This window comes from Hymenobacter glaciei, assembly GCF_039539585.1.
Taxonomy (GTDB): Bacteria; Bacteroidota; Bacteroidia; order Cytophagales; family Hymenobacteraceae; genus Hymenobacter; species Hymenobacter glaciei.
In genome coordinates, this window is record NZ_BAABDK010000017.1 from 114428 (window position 1) to 132119 (window position 17692).

The 17692-nt window shown below is 63.9% G+C and carries 10 protein-coding genes; 5 read left to right on the plus strand and 5 right to left on the minus strand.

What is annotated here, in order from left to right; genetic code table 11:
* Positions 1 to 56 precede the first annotated feature (56 nt).
* From ABD837_RS11320 to ABD837_RS11335, 4 genes are all read left to right on the plus strand, one after another.
* Positions 57 to 353 carry a GxxExxY protein gene (locus tag ABD837_RS11320; RefSeq protein ID WP_345054268.1) on the plus strand — a complete coding sequence of 99 codons (297 nt, stop codon included), beginning with the start codon at positions 57 to 59 and terminating at the stop codon, positions 351 to 353.
* Between the two features lie 55 nt (positions 354 to 408).
* The gene (locus tag ABD837_RS11325) at positions 409 to 1788 is read left to right on the plus strand and encodes a LutB/LldF family L-lactate oxidation iron-sulfur protein (RefSeq protein ID WP_345054271.1); all 1380 of its coding nucleotides are present in this window, start codon (positions 409 to 411) and stop codon (positions 1786 to 1788) included.
* Positions 1789 to 1853: 65 nt separating this feature from the next.
* Entirely contained in the window at positions 1854 to 2912 is a 1059-nt protein-coding gene (locus ABD837_RS11330; RefSeq protein ID WP_345054274.1) for a hypothetical protein, read from the plus strand.
* A gap of 325 nt (positions 2913 to 3237) precedes the next feature.
* Positions 3238 to 11577 (plus strand): beta strand repeat-containing protein, encoded by an 8340-nt coding sequence (locus ABD837_RS11335; RefSeq protein ID WP_345054276.1) that lies wholly within the window; start codon positions 3238 to 3240, stop codon positions 11575 to 11577.
* Between the two features lie 271 nt (positions 11578 to 11848).
* Here the strand turns inward: ABD837_RS11335 and sdaAA are convergent, their stop codons facing one another.
* From sdaAA to ABD837_RS11355, 4 genes are all read right to left on the minus strand, one after another.
* Complete coding sequence (gene sdaAA / locus ABD837_RS11340; protein WP_345054279.1) at positions 11849 to 12757, minus strand: L-serine ammonia-lyase, iron-sulfur-dependent, subunit alpha; 909 nt, start codon at positions 12755 to 12757, stop codon at positions 11849 to 11851.
* 107 nt (positions 12758 to 12864) lie between these two features.
* Complete coding sequence (locus tag ABD837_RS11345) at positions 12865 to 14124, minus strand: T9SS type A sorting domain-containing protein (protein WP_345054283.1); 1260 nt, start codon at positions 14122 to 14124, stop codon at positions 12865 to 12867.
* A gap of 75 nt (positions 14125 to 14199) precedes the next feature.
* Positions 14200 to 14670: a peptide-methionine (R)-S-oxide reductase MsrB gene (gene msrB, locus ABD837_RS11350; protein ID WP_345054286.1), complete on the minus strand. Its 471-nt coding sequence runs from the start codon at positions 14668 to 14670 to the stop codon at positions 14200 to 14202.
* Between the two features lie 102 nt (positions 14671 to 14772).
* Complete coding sequence (locus ABD837_RS11355; RefSeq protein WP_345054289.1) at positions 14773 to 15312, minus strand: RBBP9/YdeN family alpha/beta hydrolase; 540 nt, start codon at positions 15310 to 15312, stop codon at positions 14773 to 14775.
* A gap of 55 nt (positions 15313 to 15367) precedes the next feature.
* Between ABD837_RS11355 and ABD837_RS11360 the strand changes: the two genes are divergently transcribed.
* Positions 15368 to 16894, plus strand: a complete 1527-nt coding sequence (locus ABD837_RS11360) for an NAD(P)H-hydrate dehydratase (RefSeq protein ID WP_345054292.1) — start codon at positions 15368 to 15370, stop codon at positions 16892 to 16894.
* Positions 16895 to 17013: 119 nt separating this feature from the next.
* Here the strand turns inward: ABD837_RS11360 and ABD837_RS11365 are convergent, their stop codons facing one another.
* Positions 17014 to 17643, minus strand: coding sequence for a CatB-related O-acetyltransferase (locus ABD837_RS11365; protein WP_345054295.1), 630 nt, complete (start codon positions 17641 to 17643; stop codon positions 17014 to 17016).
* Positions 17644 to 17692: the final 49 nt, after the last annotated feature.

Genomic DNA, 17692 nt, shown 5'->3' on the forward strand with positions numbered 1-17692 from the left:
GCTGGATGCGGCTTTTCGGGTACATACCGAACTCGGACCCGGGCTTTTTTGAATCGGTGTACGAAGCGGCCCTGACGCACGAGTTGCGCAAGGCAGGGCTCGAAGTAGAAACGCAGGTGCCCATCCCGGTTGTCTACGATGGCATCAAGCTGGCCTTGGGGTTTCGGCTGGATGTATTGGTTGAAAATAAGGTGGTTTTGGAATTGAAATCCTGCGAACAGCTTATCCCCATTCATTCGAAGCAACTACTGAATTGCCTACGTTTAGCCGACCTACGCCTGGGCCTCATGTTCAACTTCAACGTGGAATCCCTCAAAGGCAATATCATCCGCCTAGCCAACAACCTTCGCTAGAGCCAGTACCGCCTTTGCGAAACTTAATTTTAAAACTTAGCGAAACTTTGCGCGCATGAAGGCTGAACAATTCCAAATCGACTCGGAAGCTAAAGCCTTCGACCGCGAACACCGCCGCAAAATCCGCTTCAACATCGGCAAGTACGACGCGGCCGTGAGCGCTGGGATGAAGCTTTATGACGAGCACGAGCTGGCCCGCGACCGCGGCGCCTACCTGAAAGCCACCGTGCTAGAAAAGCTGGACGAGTACCTGCTGCAATTCGAAGCGGCTTTTACGGCGCGGGGCGGGCGCGTGGTTTGGGCCCGCGACGCGGCCGAGGCGCTGGCTGAAATCGGCAAGCTGACCAAGGCCCGCAACACCAAAACCGTGGTGAAGGCCAAGAGCATGACCACCGAGGAAATCCACCTCAATAAGTACCTCGCCACGCAGGGCATCGAGTCGGTGGAGACGGACCTGGGCGAGTACATCGTGCAGCTGAATGGGGAGCGCCCCTACCACATTGTGACGCCCGCCATGCACCTGAGCAAGGCCGACATCAACGACATTTTCGTGAAGCACTTGGGCACCGAAAGCACCGACGACGCCCAGAAGCTCGTGCTCACGGCCCGCCACCTGCTGCGCAATAAGTACACCGAAGCCGAAGTGGGCGTGACGGGTGGCAACTTTCTCATTGCCAAAGAAGGCGCTGTGGCTGTGACCGAGAACGAGGGCAACGCCCGCCTCTCGGCCACCTTCCCCAAGCTGCATATTGCGGTGGTTGGCATCGAGAAAGTTATTCCGCAACTGACAGAGTTGGACTTGTTCTGGCCCCTGCTCAGCACCAGCGGCACGGGGCAGCAAGTGACGGTATATAACACGGTGTACTTCGGCCCGCGCCAGCCCGATGAAGTGGACGGCCCCGAAGAAATGGTGGTGATTCTGCTCGACAACGGCCGCACCAACCTGCTGGCCCAGCCCGACAAGCGCGCCGCCCTGCGCTGCATCCGTTGCGGGGCCTGCCTGAATGTGTGCCCGGTGTACAAGAACATCGGCGGCCACACCTACGAAACCACGTATTCCGGCCCCATTGGCTCGGTCATCAGTCCGCACCTGAGTGGCCTGCCCGAGCACAAGCACCTGAGCTACGCCAGCAGCCTGTGCGGCGCCTGCACCACGGTGTGCCCGGTACGCATTCCGCTGCACAACCTGCTGCTCCTCAACCGCAAGCAGAGCGTGGAGGAAGGCTACGCGCCGACCGAGGAAAACGTAGCCATTGGCCTGTGGAAGTGGAGCATGCAGCACCGCTGGGCCCTCGATTTGCTGCCCGTGAAGCTAAAGGACTGGAGCCTGGGCCGCCTGCTGGGCCAGGTGGGCTGGAGCAAGCGCCGGGCCAGTCTGCACATCGGCGGGCCTTCGTTCCGGGAGTTGTGGAAGGAGCGGGCTGCCCAACGTTAGGGCAGCTAAACCTTAGCTCTTCGGCTTTTCCACTGCGTTGCCCGTATGAGGGTTTTTGCTGGATTATGCCCGACTATTTATTTGTCGCTCTGCGTGTGATTGCCGGCCTGGGCGGCATTATACTGGTTATCACCACGCTATCGGCAGCCATTCGCTCGTTTGTGCTGCCCCGCAACGAAGTGGTGCGGCTGAATGTGTGGGTGTTTTCGGGTATCCGGGTGTTTTTTGATTTTGCGGCGAAGTCGGCTAACTCCTACGAGCGGCGCGACAAGATTATGGCGCACTACGCCCCCATTGCGCTGGTCGCGCTGCCGGTGGTATGGGAAGCGCTGGTCGGGGCGGGCTACACCTGCGTGTACTGGGCCTTGGGCGAAGGCAGTTGGCAGCAGTGCTACGAGTTGAGCAGCAGCTCACTCACCACCCTGGGCAATGCCGACGCTCACCACCTGCTGGTGCGAGTCCTCACCTACTCCGAAGCAGCCCTGGGGCTGTTGCTGCTCACGCTGCTGCTGTCGTACCTGCCCACCATCTACCAGGCCTTTTCGCGGCGCGAAGCGACGGTGGCATCCCTGGAGCTGCGGGCCGGCACGCCCCCTACGCCCGCCTGCCTGCTGAACTGGCTCAACCACGACGGCTCGGTGCAGAACGACGACCACCAATGGGCCGCCTGGGAGCAATGGTTTGTGGAGATTGAGGAAAGCCACACCTCACTGCCCATCCTCTCGTTCTTTCGCTCGCCGCAGCCGGGCCGCTCCTGGGTAACGGCCGGTGGACTGATTCTGGACACGGCCGCCTTGCTTTTTGCGGCCGTGGATGGGCCCCAACCCCGCCAGGCCCAGATTACCTTCAAGGCCGGATGCCTGGCCCTGAACCGGGTGTACCGCTTCTTCAACACCAAAGCGGGTGTGGAACCCACCAGCCTGACGCCCGAAAGCGAAATACCCGACCCCGGCCGCCACGACTTCGACGAGGCCTGCCAGGTGCTGGCCGACAAAGGCGTGAAAATATGTGCAGACGGCGACGCCGCCTGGCAGCAGTACCGCGAGCTGCGCAGCCGCTACGCGGTAGCCCAGCAATTCCTGAGCCGCTTGCTGATGGCTCCGGGCTACGACGCCGCGGTCTAGCCTCGGCAGTAGCCAGAGCCATAACGCCAGCAAACGGGCAGCATATCAGCCGGACAGCCGGGCAGGTAACGCCAGCGCCGGCAATATTCTACCATAAACAAACGGGCGATAATTGCCCGCATGGCGGCGTCTGTGGGGTTTTGGCCAGTGGCCAAAAATATTATTATCTGGGCATTACGCGCTGTTGCTTTACGGGTGGCAAAATGCAGTAACTTAGGCCGCTGCCCAGCCCCTGCCTGCTTTGGCAAGGGGGCCGGACGGCTTTTCTCGTTTCCCGTTTTCCCGAACTTTTCACCCTTTTCCCTCCACCTATTTCCAAACCTCTATGCACACAGTTTTTCTAAGCAGTCGGCTAGGCCGGTGGCTGGCGGTGGTCGTGCTGGCGTTGCTGGCAGTTCCCGTGGCCCAGGCCCAACTCAGCGGGCCCAAGGCCATTCCGGGCGATTATGCCACGGTGGCGGCCGCCATCTCGGCCCTCAACGCCCAGGGCGTGGGGGCGGGGGGCGTCACCTTCAACATTGCGACGGGCTACACCGAAACCTTCGCTAGCCCCACGGCGGGCGCCATTACGGCAACGGGCACGGCAGGCAACCCGATTGTTTTCCAAAAAGCAGGGGCGGGCGCCCGGCCGGTTATTACGGCCGGCGTGGGCACGGCGGCCCTCGATGCCATCATCAGCCTGGCGGGGTCCGACTATGTGACCTTCGACGGCCTGGAACTGACCGAGAGCACTGCCAACACCACGGCCGCGACGCAAATGGAATTTGGCTTTGTCCTGTTCCGCCCCTCGCCTACTGATGGCTGTCAGTTCAACGTCATCCGCAACTGCGTGGTGACGCTGAACAAGACCAACACCGGCACCTTTGGCATCTACGGCGCAGCTTCGACGGCAGTGCTGTCTACGTCGGTTGCCGCTACCGCGCCTTCCGGCGCCAACTCCAACAATAAGGTGGACGGCAACATCATCACCAACTCCGCGACCGGGATGTACTTCACGGCCTCGACGGCGACGACCATTGCCAACTACGACGTGAGCAACGAGGTTGGGGTAGTGGCGCCTAACATGGTGTACAACTTCGGCACTACGGCTACGGGCTGGGGCATCGGCGGCAACTACCAGAGTGCATTTAAGGTGGTGAACAACGTAGTGAACAACACGCTGAACTACGCCGGCGGCACCACGTCGGCGGTAGCGGCCAGCACCGTTACCAACACGCTGCGCGGCATTTACGGCAACGCCTGCCCTTCGGCCAGCATCGACATCACGGGTAACACAATTACGCTGGCCAGCGGGGCCACCACCTCGCTGATGACCGGCATCGACAACGGTATTGGCAGCACGCCTGCTTCGAACACGGTGAACATCACGGGGAATAGCGTGACGCTCACCTACGCCACGGCCACCACCGCCACCATCACGGGCATTACGAACTCGGGCGGGGCCACCACGGTAAACATCACCGGCAACACGGTGCAAAACTCGACGGCGCCGGCGGCTACCACGGGTTCGTTCACGGGCATCACGTCGTCAGCGGGTTCGGCCATCAATCTGAATGGCAACACGGTAACCAATAACACCACGGCTGGCACCGGCACCATGACGCTGATTGCTTCGAGTCTGGTTGCGGCCGCTTCGCCGGTCAGCATCAGCAACAACACGATTACAGGCAACAGCAAGACGCCCACTGGCACCACGGCCAGCGTCACGCTGCTGGGCATCACGCTGGGCTCGGCTACCACCACCATTACCGGCAACACCATCACCAACAACACCATTGTAACGGCGGGCACTTCCACTTCGGCGGCTACCCTTACGGGCATCAACAGCACGGCTGGCTCGACCACCGTTGAGAACGTGTCGAACAACGTGATAACCGGCCTGAGCATCAGCGGCACCAGCACGGCGACCACGCACGTGCTGCGCGGCATTGTGGCTTCCAGCAGCAGCAACTCGGTACAGACGCTGAACCAGAACACGATTGGCGGCTTGTCGATTGCTTCGGGCAGCGGCACGGTAACGGGCCTTTCGGTGCCCTCCGGCGGCGCTACGGGCAGCGTTGTCAACCGCAACAAAATATATGACTTGAGCGCAACCGGCGCGGCAGCCAGCGCAACCGGCCTGCTGATTTCGGCCGGCGGTACCTACACCGTGGCCAACAACCTCATCGGCGACCTGCGCACGCCAGCCGCCACCGGCCTGCTGGCTGTAACGGGCCTGAACGTGAGCGGCGGCACCGCCGTCAACGCCTATTACAACTCCCTCTACCTGAACGCGGCTAGCTCCGGCGCTACGTTCGGTACGTCGGGCATTTACCTCAACTCGACCACAACCACGCTCGACGCCCGCAACAACATTGTGGTGAACAAAAGCACCGCGGCCGGCGCTGGTGGCTACACCGTGGCCCTGCGCCGGGTGAGCGGCGTCGCCGGCACGGCACCGGCCAACCTAGCCACGACCACCAACAACAACCTCTACTACGCGGGCACGCCTTCGGCGACGAACCTGATTTACGTGGAGGGCACCACCACGGCGACCAACCCTCAACAGACGCTTATTGCTTACAAAGCCTTGGTGGCGAACCGCGAAAGCAACTCGGTAACCGAAGACGTGCCCTTCCTGAGCACGACGGGTTCGACGGCGACCTTTCTGCACATCAGCCCCACCACACCCACGCAGGTAGAGAGTGGCGGCACGCCCATTAGCAGCATTACCACCGATTTCGACGGCGATGCGCGCAATGCCACTACCCCCGACATTGGGGCCGACGAAGGCACGTTTACGCCCCAGGACCTGTCCGGGCCCACCATCACGGTAGCAGCCCTGGGCAACACCCCCAGCACCACCAACCGCACCATTACAGTAACCATTGCCGACCCCAGCGGCATTGCCACGGGCACCAACGCGCCGCGGCTGTTCTTCCGCAAAGGCACCAGCGGGGCCTTCCAGAGTGTGGTGGCTACCAGCGTGAGCGGCAACAGCTACACTTTCACGTTTGACTATGCCCTGGTGGGCGGGGTTGCCCCCGGCGACTTCGTGCAATACTACGTGGTGGCGCAGGACGCCAGCGCCAACAACAACGTGAGCAGCAACCCGGTGGGCGGCACCTTCACCACGCCGCCGAGCCAGGTGTATCAGTTCCTGATTCAGACCCAGCTGAGCGGAACGTACTACGTGGGCACCAGCACCTCGCCGAACCCGGCCCGCACCTACGCCACCATCACGGCGGCCGTGAGCGCCTACAACCAGAACCAACTGACCGGGGCCGTAACCTTCGTGCTGCTGGATGCCAGCTACGGCCCCAGCGAAACCTTCCCGATTCAGGTTCTGAACAACGTTGATGCATCGGCGACCAACACCCTGACCATTAAGCCCAACACGGGCCTGAGTACCATGCTCACGGGCAGCAATGCTTCAACCCTGTTCCAGCTCATTGGCAGCGATTACGTGACCCTGGACGGCAGCAACGGCGGCACCATTTCGGCCACCGACCTGCGCGCCAGCCGCAACTGGACCATCAACAACACCAGCACGGCTACCGGCAGCAATGGCATTGTGCTGACGGTGTTTACCTCGGGCACCGACAACGCCACCAACAACACCTTCAAAAACCTGGTGATTACCGGCAGCGGTTCGGCCACGGCACAGGCGGGCATCATCATGCTGTCGACGACGGCGGCCACGGCAGCCAACAACAACAATCAGGTGCTGAACAACGCCATTTCGGGCAGCATCTACGGCATCTACACCTCGGGGCCGAGTGCCGCGCTCAAAAACACGGGCACCGTCATCAGCCAGAACGACCTGAATGCAACCGGCGCATTAGCCATTGGGCGCTTCGGCATCACGGCGCTTTTCGAAAACGGCATTCAGATTACGCAGAACACGATTGATGGCATCAACTTCGCCGGTTCCGGCGATGTCTGGGGCATCAGCGCCGGTTTCACGGGCATCAGCGCCAGCACCTTCACGGGCAGCGAGGTTATCAATGCCACCATCAGCCGCAACTACGTGGGCCAGGTGAAGCAGACGGGTACCTTCTCGGCCGTGGGCATCGCGCTGGCGGCCGCTACATCGGGCACGTCCACCATCAGCAACAACATGGTGGCGGGCGTGTCGTCGAACGGCACCGGGGGCGACTTTGGCGCGGGCATCTACATCGGCGGCGGCGCGGGCTCGACCACGCGCATCGTCTACAACTCGGTGAGCATGACCGGCACCCAAACCGGGGGCAACTACCCCAGCTTCGCGCTGGCCATCGGCGGCAGCGCGCCCACCGTGGAAATCCGCAACAACATTCTGGTTAATACCCAGAGCACCGGCGCCAACAGCATTGCCCTGGGCTTTGCCTACAGCAGCACCACGGGCGCCTACGTGGGTTTGACGTCGGACCACAACGACTTCTTCGTGGGCACGGGCGCCACCTTCGCCGTGGGCCAGACCGGCAGCCTCAGCACCACCGGAGTGCTGCGCACCACGCTCGCCGCGCTGAACACCGAAACCGGCCAGGACAACCCGGCGACCTCGAAAAACGTGAACCCGCAGTTTGTTTCGACCACCAACCTGCACGTAACGGCCAGCGCCCTCAACAACGCCGGCGTGGCCATAACCGGCGTGACGGATGACTTCGACGGCGAAACCCGCTCAGCCACTACCCCCGACATTGGAGCCGACGAGTTTACCCCGGCCGTAATCGACATTGCCGCCACTGCCCTGCTGAACCCGCTGGCCGCTGGCTGCTACGGGGCCAGCGAAACCGTGGCCGTGCGCATCACCAACAACTCCACCACCGCCCTCGACTTCAGCCAGAACCCCAGCACAGTGACCGTGACGGTGACCCTGCCGGACAATACGACCCAGACCTTCACGACGACGCTGAGCACGGGTACACTGGCCGCCAACACGGCCCAGACCGTGACCCTGCCCGGCACGCTGAACCTGACCGCCCCCGGCACCTACAGCTTCGCCGTAACAACGAGCACCACCGGCGACGGTACTGCCGGCAACGACAACCTGACCGCCACCCGCACGGTGGTGGGCGTCGCGGCCCAGCCCCAGCTTGTCACCTTCACCGGCTACACGGGCTCGAACCTGAGCACGGTATTCCCGGGCTGGAGCGAGGCTACCGGGGCGACTTTACCGGCCGGCACCACCTCGGCCTGGACCAATGGCACGTTCCCGGCAGGCAATACCACGGCCAAAGTGAACCTGTACACGACCGGCAAAAACGAGTGGATTGTCTCGCCGAAGTTTCTGGCTACCAGCTCTACGGTCCTCACTTTTGATGCGGGGCTGTCGGACTACAACAGCACCGCGGCCGACCCGGCCGGCATGACTGGCACCGACGACTTTGTGGAAGTGCGCATCTCGACCGACTGCGGCCAGACCTTTGCCCGCATCCCGGCTTTCGCCCAGTTCAACGCCAGCAACCAGCCCCCGAACGGCACGCTGAGAAACTACAGCATCGACCTGAGCGCCTACGCCGGCCAGCAGATTATTCTGGGCTTCTTCGCTTCGGAAGGCACCGTGGATGACATCCCCGACTACGACTTCCACTTCGATAACATTAACGTACGCAGCCCGTTGCCCATCGACCTGGGTCCGCTGGCCCTGGTAACTCCCACCGCCACGCAGGGCTGCTACTCGGCCGCCGAAACCGTGAGCGTGAGCGTAACCAACCTGGGTTCGCAGACGCTGGACTTCGCGGCCAACCCGGCTACCGTAACCGCCGTGGTAACCACGCCCAGTGGCTCGCAAACCCTGACGGGCACCGTAACTTCGGGCACCCTTGCCGCTGGCGCCAGCCAGACTGTGACCCTGGCTCCTACCCTCGACATGACGGCCGTAGGCACCTACTCGTTCGCCATCACGGCCACGGTAACCGGCGACCAGACCACCAGCAACGACGCCCTGGCTGCCGTAACCCGCACGGTGGCGGCCCCGGTAGCCGGCACGCTGGCCCCGGCCGCCAGCAGCATCTGCGTGAGCGGCACCGCCAGCATTACCCTGACGGGTACTGCCAACGGCACCATCCAGTACCAGAGCAGCCCCGATAACGTGACGTTTACCGACGTGAGCGGTGCCACCAGTGCCACCTACACCACGCCGGTGCTCACCAGCACCACCTACTACCGCGCCCAGGTGCGCTGCGGCACCGCCGTGGCGACGTCCAACGTGAGCACCATCACGGTGAACAACCCGCTGGTGGCTTCGACCAACACGCCGGTTGCCATCTGCTCGGGCAGCACGGCCACGCTCACAGCCACGGCTAGCACCGGCAGCAGCATCCGCTTCTTCGACGTGGCTACCGGCGGCACCGCCCTCGCCACGACCACGCCCGGCAGCTACACCACGTCGGTGCTTACGGCCTCGGCCACGTACTACGCCGAAGCCTACTCGGGCAGCAGCGAAACGGTGGGCAAGGCTACTTCGCTCCAGACCGATGGTGGCTACCAGGGCAGCAACACCGGCCTGGCCTTCACCACGACCAGCGCGCTGACCATTCAGTCGACTACGGTGTACAACGCCACGGCTACGGCCGGCTCGGTGAGCGTGGAGCTGCGCAGCAGCACCGGGGCGGTCATCGCTACGGCCGGTCCGTTTGCGGTAGCGGCTGGTAGCACCACGGCTCTCATCCCGACCGTGCTGCCGCTGAACCTGGCAGTCCCCGGCGCTGGTTCCTACCGCCTGGTAACGGCGGCTACGCCCACGCCGCCCACGCTCTACCGCGACTTCACGTCCAGCTACCCGTACAATTCGGCTAGCGGGGCAGTAAGCATTACAGGTGGTATCTTATCTGGCAATGCCAGCGGCACCTACTACTTCTTCTATAACCTGAACGTGAGCACCGAATGCGCTGGCGCTACCCGCACCGCCATTCAGGTGAATGTGACGCAGCCGGCTACGGCCACCTTCGCAACGGCCACGGGCAGCAGCTGCGGCACCTCGGCCTACCAGTTGACCAGCACCGTGGGTGGCTCGGCCACCAGCGGCACCTACACGAGCAGCGGCACGGGCACTTTCAGCCCCAATGCCGGCACCCTGACGGCTACCTACACGCCTTCGGCGGCTGATGTATCTGCTGGTTCGGTAACCATCACGCTGACTTCGGCGGGCTCGACGCCCTGCCCGGCGGCTACGGCTACGTTCACGCTGAGCATCAGCCCGGCTCCGGTGGCTACGTTCAGCTACCCGGCCGCAACCACGTACTGCGCAGGTTCGGCCAGCACCGTAACGCCCACGCTGGGCAGCGGGGCCACGGCCGGTACGTTCAGCTCGACGGCAGGCCTGGCCATTGACCCAGCTACCGGCGTGATAACGCTGAGCAGCAGCACGGCCGGCACTTACACCGTGACCAATACCGTGGCAGCTTCGGGGGCCTGTGCCGCCGTTTCGGCGACCACTACGGTTACCATCACGCCCGCTACTACGGCAACGTTCAGCTACGGCGGCGGCACGTTCTGCGTGACGGGCACCAACCCCACGGCGACCGTGACGGGCACCGCCGGCGGCACGTTCAGCTCGACTTCGGGCCTAACGATTGATGCGACCACTGGTGCCATTACGCTCAGCAGCACTACGCCCGGCACCTACAACGTGACGTACACCGTAGCCGGGCCCTGCGGCAGCAGCAGCATCCAATCGGTGACCATCACCACGGCTCCGCTGGCCACGTTCAGCTACGGCACCAGTCCGACCTTCTGCGTGAGCGGCACCACCAACCCCACCCCCAGCTTCGGCACGGGGGCCAGCGGCGGAGTGTTCAGCTCGACTACCGGCCTGACCATTAACGCCAGCACCGGTGCCATTACGTTGGCTTCTTCTACGCCCGGTACTTACACCGTGACCAACACCATTGCCGCCAACAGCGGCTGCGCGGCAGCCACGGCTAACACGCAGGTAACCATCACGGCGGCGCCCACGGCTACGTTCAGCTACGCTACGGCAACGGGCTGCGTAGGCAGCGCCGGCACGGTAACGCCCACGCTGGCCACGGGTGCTTCCGCCGGCACATTCAGCTCGACGGCGGGCCTGACGATTAACGCAACCACTGGCGCCATTACCCTCAGCAGCAGCACGGCCGGCACCTACACGGTGACCAACACGGTAGCTGCCAGCGGGGGCTGCGCTGCAGCCACGGCTATTACCACCTTCACGGTGAACCCGCGGCCGGCCACGCCAACCATCAGCGCGGCTTACAACGGGGCCACGACCACGCTCACTTCGAGCGCGGCTACGGGCAACCAGTTCTACTTTAACGGCGCGGTCATCACCGGTGCTACCGGCCAGACGTACGTGGTGAACGGCACGTCTACCTCGCTGGGCTCCTACACCGTGACGACGACCAACGCCAACGGCTGCGTGTCGCTGCCCTCGACTCCGCTGGTGGTGACGGCAGCCAAAACCGGCCTGGCCGGCGCCAGCCTCCGCCTCTACCCCAACCCGACTCCCTCGGGCCAGGTAACGCTGGAGCTGACCGGCTACCGCAGCGCCACCCAGCTCACGGTGCTCGACGCCCTGGGCCGCGTGGTATCGCAGCAGCTGTTGCCGGCTAACGCCGGTACCGCCACTCACACCCTCGACCTGACGGGTGCGGCCACGGGCGTGTACCTGCTGCGCCTGAGCAACGCCGACGGCGTGGAAACCCGCCGCCTGGTGCGCGAGTAACCGCACCGACCCGAAACAAAAAGCCCCGCTGGCATTGCCGGCGGGGCTTTTTTGTGTTTACTGTTTCGGAGTCGAGCGATGGCTGAACGATGCAGGGGTAGGGTCGTACTCGCTTTAAGTACTCAAGCAAAAGGAACCGTCATGCAGAGCGCAGCGAAGCATCTCGCTCGCATCGTGACTCGATTGATTTACTGTTACACGCGAGATGCTTCGCTGCGCTCTGCATGACGTGCTTGTTTTTGAACCCGCTTTAGTGACTCGCTACCAACAATTACAGTTCGGCGGGGTCGTCGGGCAGGATGTTCACGTCCTGCACCAGCACCATCTTCTCGATTTCCTTGCCGCGCTTGGTGGCGGCCAGGCCGCCGAGGGCGGTTTCCTTGTAGCGGGTTTCCATGGCCTGGCCCACCTCACCGAGGGCCGCCACGCACTGGTCGACGGGAATAACAGGGTCGATGCCAGCGATGGCAATCTGGGCCGAGGAGAAGGCGATGGCCGCGGCCGAGGCGTTGCGCACCACGCAGGGCACTTCCACCAGGCCGGCTACGGGGTCGCACACCAGCCCCAGCATGCACTGGATGGTAACGGCCACGGCGGCAAACACCTGCTCGACCGGACCACCCAGGCAGTACACGATGGCCCCGCTGCCCATGGCCGCGGCCGAGCCGGTTTCGGCCTGGCAGCCGCCCACGGCCCCGGCCAGCGAGGCATTCTGCTCGATGATGAGGGCAATGCCGGCCGCGACGAGCAGGCCCTCCAGAATCTGGCGGTCTGAGAGCTTGTGCAAATCCTGGATGGTGACCAGGACACCGGGCAGGATGCCCGAGGCTCCGGCAGTGGGCGCGGCCACCACCCGGCCCATGCAGGAGTTCACTTCTTTGGCGCCCAGCGCCCGGGTGATGAGCTGCTTAAACTCGGGCGAGAGGACGGTAACGGGCGAGGCGGCTATCTTCTTAGCCCCGTTGTTTATCATGCCCGAGCGCGAGGTCATGTCGCCGGTCAGGCCCTCGTGCACGGCGTCGCGCATTACGTCGTAGGCGCGCTGCAGACCGGTCCAGATTTCGTCTTCGGTGCGGCCCTTTTGCTCGATTTCGTAGGCGAGCACGGGTTGGTAGAGGGGTTCGCCGGTTTCGGCGCAGTGTGCCCCCCAGGAGGCGAAATCATTAAATAGCAAAGACATGGCGGGTGGGATTGAGGCGGGTGTAGGCTATAAACGCAAAGCCCCGGCCGAAGGTGTCTTCGGCCGGGGCGCAAAGCTACGCGGGCAGGTAGCGTGGCCGGGAGAAACTAGCGGTTATCCCACTTGGTTTGCCACTGCTGCTGGCCGGCCCGCAGGCGCACCAGGTACAGGCCTGGAGCCAGCGCCACGCCGGCCAGCGCCACGCGGTGCTCGCCGGCGGCCTGGGTTTCGGCGGCCAGGGCGGTGGCCACGCGGCGGCCCAGCAGGTCGCACACTTCTACCGTAACCGCGGCGGCCGTGGGCAGCTGGTAGTAGAGGGTGGCCGTGGCCCCAGTGCCGGGGTTGGGGGCTACGGCCAGGCCAATAGCCGCGTTCTGGGCGCGCTGATTGGCCGTTACCTGGGCGAAGGTGTATATGGCACGTTGGTAGTTCTGGTAGGTGCTGGTGTTGGGGTTCCAAGCTTGCAGAGTCGCCGTGCTGGGGTCGCCGTTGGCGGCGTAGGCGTAGAGGGTTTGCGAGGCGAGGGCCCAGGCGTTGTTGCTGTCCCAGGTTTCGGTGTTCAGCACGGCTTCGCGGCCCTGCGCGTCGAAGCTCATGGTGTTGCGGGCCGAGTTGCCGTAGGTGTTGCTGCCCAGCAGCACGCCCTCGGTGATGGACTGCTGCAGCTTGCCGGCCGCATTGTAGGTGTAGCTGAAGCGCTGCAGCGGGTCCCAGCTGGTGGGGCCGCTGTCGCTCTGGGTTTCATACACGGTTGTCTGCCCCAGCACATTGTACGTCCACAGCCGGCGCGCAATGGCCGAGAAGTAGCCGCTGGTGTAAAACTCTTCGAGCACCTGCGTGCGCTGGCCGGCGGCGTTGTAGCTGTGCGAGTTGCGCTTTATGGAATCCCAGGGGGCCGTGGCGTCGAATGCGTTGCGCGTTTTGTACCACTCCCAGCGCACCTGGCTGGGCGTGTTGAAGGTATTGATGGCGGCGAAATACGCGCCGAAGGGAGCCTGCTGGTACTGGTCGATGGAGTCGCTGAGGATTTCGCCGGCCGAGGTATAGCGGTAGCGGTGCACCGCATTGATGGCCCAGGCCGTGCCGTTTTTGCGGTCAATCCGAATGGTGCCCGGCAGTGTGGGCGTGGCGTAGCGCAGGTAGGTCTGCCGCTGCAGGTCGACCCAGGCGCTGCCGTTCCAGTTCTGAATCAGCACTTCCTGGAGCTGTGAGACGGTGGCAGCGGGCCGCCCGGCCAGCGCTGCATTTGGCTTGCTGAGGCCCGACACCTCGCCGGGCAGGCGCACTTCGATGGGGGCAAGGGTTTGGGCCGAGCCGTGGGTAGCCAGCAGCGCCGCGCCGGCAAGGAGCAGTAAACGTTTCAACATGGAAAGGAATAAAAAAACCTGATTGGCCACAAGGAGCCAATCAGGTTCAAAACTACGCGCTGTGTGCTGGCTGGCCTAATGCGCGGCCGGCTGTTTTTCGCCCTCTCCCTGCACCAGCTTGATGCTGGCCGAGTTGATGCACAGCCGCAGGCCGCTGGGCGCGGGGCCGTCGGGAAAAACGTGGCCCTGGTGGGCATCGCACACGTTGCAGAGCACTTCCACGCGGGTCATGCCGTAGCTGGTGTCCTTATGGTAGCGGATGGCGCTTTCGTCGACGGGGGCGGTGAAGCTGGGCCAGCCGGTGCCCGACTCGAACTTGGTGCGCGAGTCGTAGAGCGGCGTGCCGCAGCATACGCAGGCGTAGAGCCCGCCCTCGTGGGCCTCGCAGTATTCGCCGGTGAAGGCGCGCTCGGTGCCGTGCTCGCGGGTGACGTGGAACTGCTCGGCAGTGAGTTGCTGGCGCCACTCGGCGGGCGTTTTATCGACGCGGCGGGGCGAAGGGGTGGGGTTGTTGGCAAGGCGAATAACATCGTTCCAGGTTTGCATATCAGCGGAGATGATTGAGAGAAAGCGGGAGGAATATGATAAACGCGGCCAGCACCGGGAGGTTTTCGGCCGCTCCAGGCAGACGCTCCTGTTGCGCTTTCCTTACAGCATGGCCTGCAGCAGCGCCAGTCCGGCCGGCCAGGGGCCGTAGCCACTGGCGGCGTTGATGTGGCCGGCGTCGCCGATGTCGACCAGCTCGCTGCCCCAGGCCTCGGCAAACTGCCGGGCGCGGGTGGGCGTCACCCAGTCATCGTTCTGGCTGAACACGACTTTGCTGGGGAAGGGCAGTCGGGCCAGTGGCATCGGGGCAAAGCCGGTGGTAGGGAAGGCCGCATAGTGCGCGGTTTCCACATCGCTGGGTGCCACTAGCAGCGCGCCCTTGATGCGGTGCCCGTAGCGGCCGGCCCAATGCGCAATGGTGGCGCAGCCCAGGCTGTGGGCCACCAGCACCACCTCGCTTAGCTCTTCGCCGTCGAGGGCATCTTCGAGCCGTTCGACCCATTCGGTGCGGTCGGGCACGTCCCACGTTCGCTGCTCGATGCGCGTAAAATCCGGCTGCGTATGCTCGAAATACGTTTGCCAATGGTCGGGGCCCGAGCTGCCAAGGCCCGGCACGATGAAGACGCGAGTGTTTTCCTGCATGCCCAAAAGTAGGTTACCATTCTTTATACGACAGTTGAAGCCTGCACTCCTTCCCATGAAAATCCTGACTGCCGCCCAAACCCGCCAGCTCGACCAGGCCACCATGCAGGAGCAGGGCCTGCTTTCGACGGAGCTAATGGAACGCGCCGCCACGGCCTTCGTGCAGTGGTTTACCGGCCGCTTCACGCCCACCGAAGCCGGCGAAATCCTGCTGCTCTGCGGCCCGGGCAACAACGGCGGCGACGGCCTCTCGGCGGCCCGGCTGCTGCAGCGCGCCGGCTACCGCCTGCGCGTGGCCCTGCTGCCCGCCGACAAGCAATCGGCCGACTGGCAGCACAACCGCCGGCTGCTTCCCAACTCGGTGGCCGTAGCCGGAATCGAGCCCGGCCGCCTACCAAAAATCGCAGTTGACTCTTTGGTAATCGATGCGCTATTTGGCACCGGTCTGAGCCGGCCGCTTACTGGCCTGGCCGCCAAAGTAGTGCAGCACCTCAACCAGGCGCGGGCCCGGGTTATTGCCATCGACCTGCCCAGCGGCTTGTTTGCCGATGCGCCCCAACCCGCCAATAGTGCCGTGGTGCAGGCGCAGCACACCGTCAGCTTCGGGCTGCCCAAGCTGGCTTTTCTGCTGCCGCAGAATGCCGCGTTTGTAGGCGAATGGGAAGTAAAGGATATTGGCCTGAGTGAGGCCTTCATCGCGGCCACCGCCACGCCCTGGCACTACACCGATGCCGCCGCGGTGGCCGGCCAACTGCCGCCGCGCCCGAAATTCAGCCACAAGGGCACCTTCGGGCACGCGCTGCTGCTGGCCGGCAGCCGGGGCAAGATGGGGGCGGCGGTGCTGACGGCAGGGGCTTGCCTGCGCGGCGGGGTCGGCCTGCTCACAGCCCACATCCCCGGCTGCGGGTACGACATCTTCCAAATCAGCCAGCCCGAGGCTATGTGCCTGACGGATAAACAGGCCGACTTTATCAGTGAATTGCCGGAGCTGCAACCCTACCAGGCCGTGGGCATCGGGCCCGGCCTGAGCCAAGACCCCGCCAGCCTCGCCGTGCTGCGCCAGCTGCTAAAAGCGGCCGCCCAGCCCCTCAAAAAAACCGGCCACCTCCTACCCCTCATCATCGACGCCGACGCACTGAACCTGCTCAGCAGCCACCGCGCCCTGCTGAAGCAGCTGCCCGAAAACGCCATCCTGACCCCCCACCCCAAAGAGTTTGAGCGCCTCACCGAGCCCGCCCGCGACGACTACCACCGCCTGGAGCTGCTGCGCGAATTCGCCACCCAGCACCGCTGCTTGGTGGTGCTGAAGGGAGCCTACACCTGCCTGGCCACGCCCGATGGCGCGCTGCACTTCAACAGCACCGGCAACGCCGGCATGGCCACCGGCGGCAGCGGCGACGTGCTCACGGGCGTGCTGCTGGCCCTGCGTGCCCACGCGCAGCTGCCGGCTTTCGAAGCGGCGCGGCTGGGAGTCTACGCCCACGGCAGGGCCGGTGACTTAGCCGCTGCGCAAACCGGGCAGGCCGGCTTGGTGGCCGGCGACATCGTGCGGCACATTGGCCCGGCCTTGGCGGAGGTGTAGTTAGAACACGGGCGTATGAGGTAGGGTGCGGGGCTTGCCCCCGCCCGTCGTTGCATCGCACCCGAATCGTTCAACGACGGGCGGGGGCAAGCCCCGCACCCTACGAACAGCAGCTACGGTTACTCCGCCGCATCCAGAAACGCCGTTACATCACCGGTTAGCAGCGGGGCGAAGCGGGTGATTTTTTCAATTGGCCAGTCCCACCACGCCAGGGCCAACAGGCGGGCCGTGGTGTCAGCATCGAAGCGCGGGCGGATGACGCGGGCCGGGTTGCCGCCTACGATGGAATAGGGTGGCACATCGCGCGTGACCACGGCACAGGCACCGATGATAGCCCCGTGGCCAATGGTTATCCCCGGCATGATGGTAGCCCGGTAGCCAATCCAGACGTCATTTCCCACGCGGGTATCGCCTTTGTTCGGGTAAGCTTTGCCGGCCATTGCCCCGGCCCAGTCGCCGCCGAACACAGCAAACGGGTACGCACTCACAGCCTCGGCCAAGTGGTTGGCGCCGTTCATGACAAACTCGACACCCGAGGCCAGCATGCAGAATTTGCCAATGTACAGATGGTCGCCGGTGAAATCGAACAGGTAGCGCACCCGCCGCTGAAAGTTGGCAACGTCCTCGAAGTCGTCGTAGTACGTGTAGTCGCCCACCGTAATTTGCGGGTGGTTAACCACGTTTTTTAAGAAGCACAGCCGCTCGTAGCCGGCCAGCGGGAATACAGTAGAAGGGTCGACAACGGCCATACAAAAACTACTTGCAGTAAAGCCCGAAAATACCGATTGGCAGCTTTCC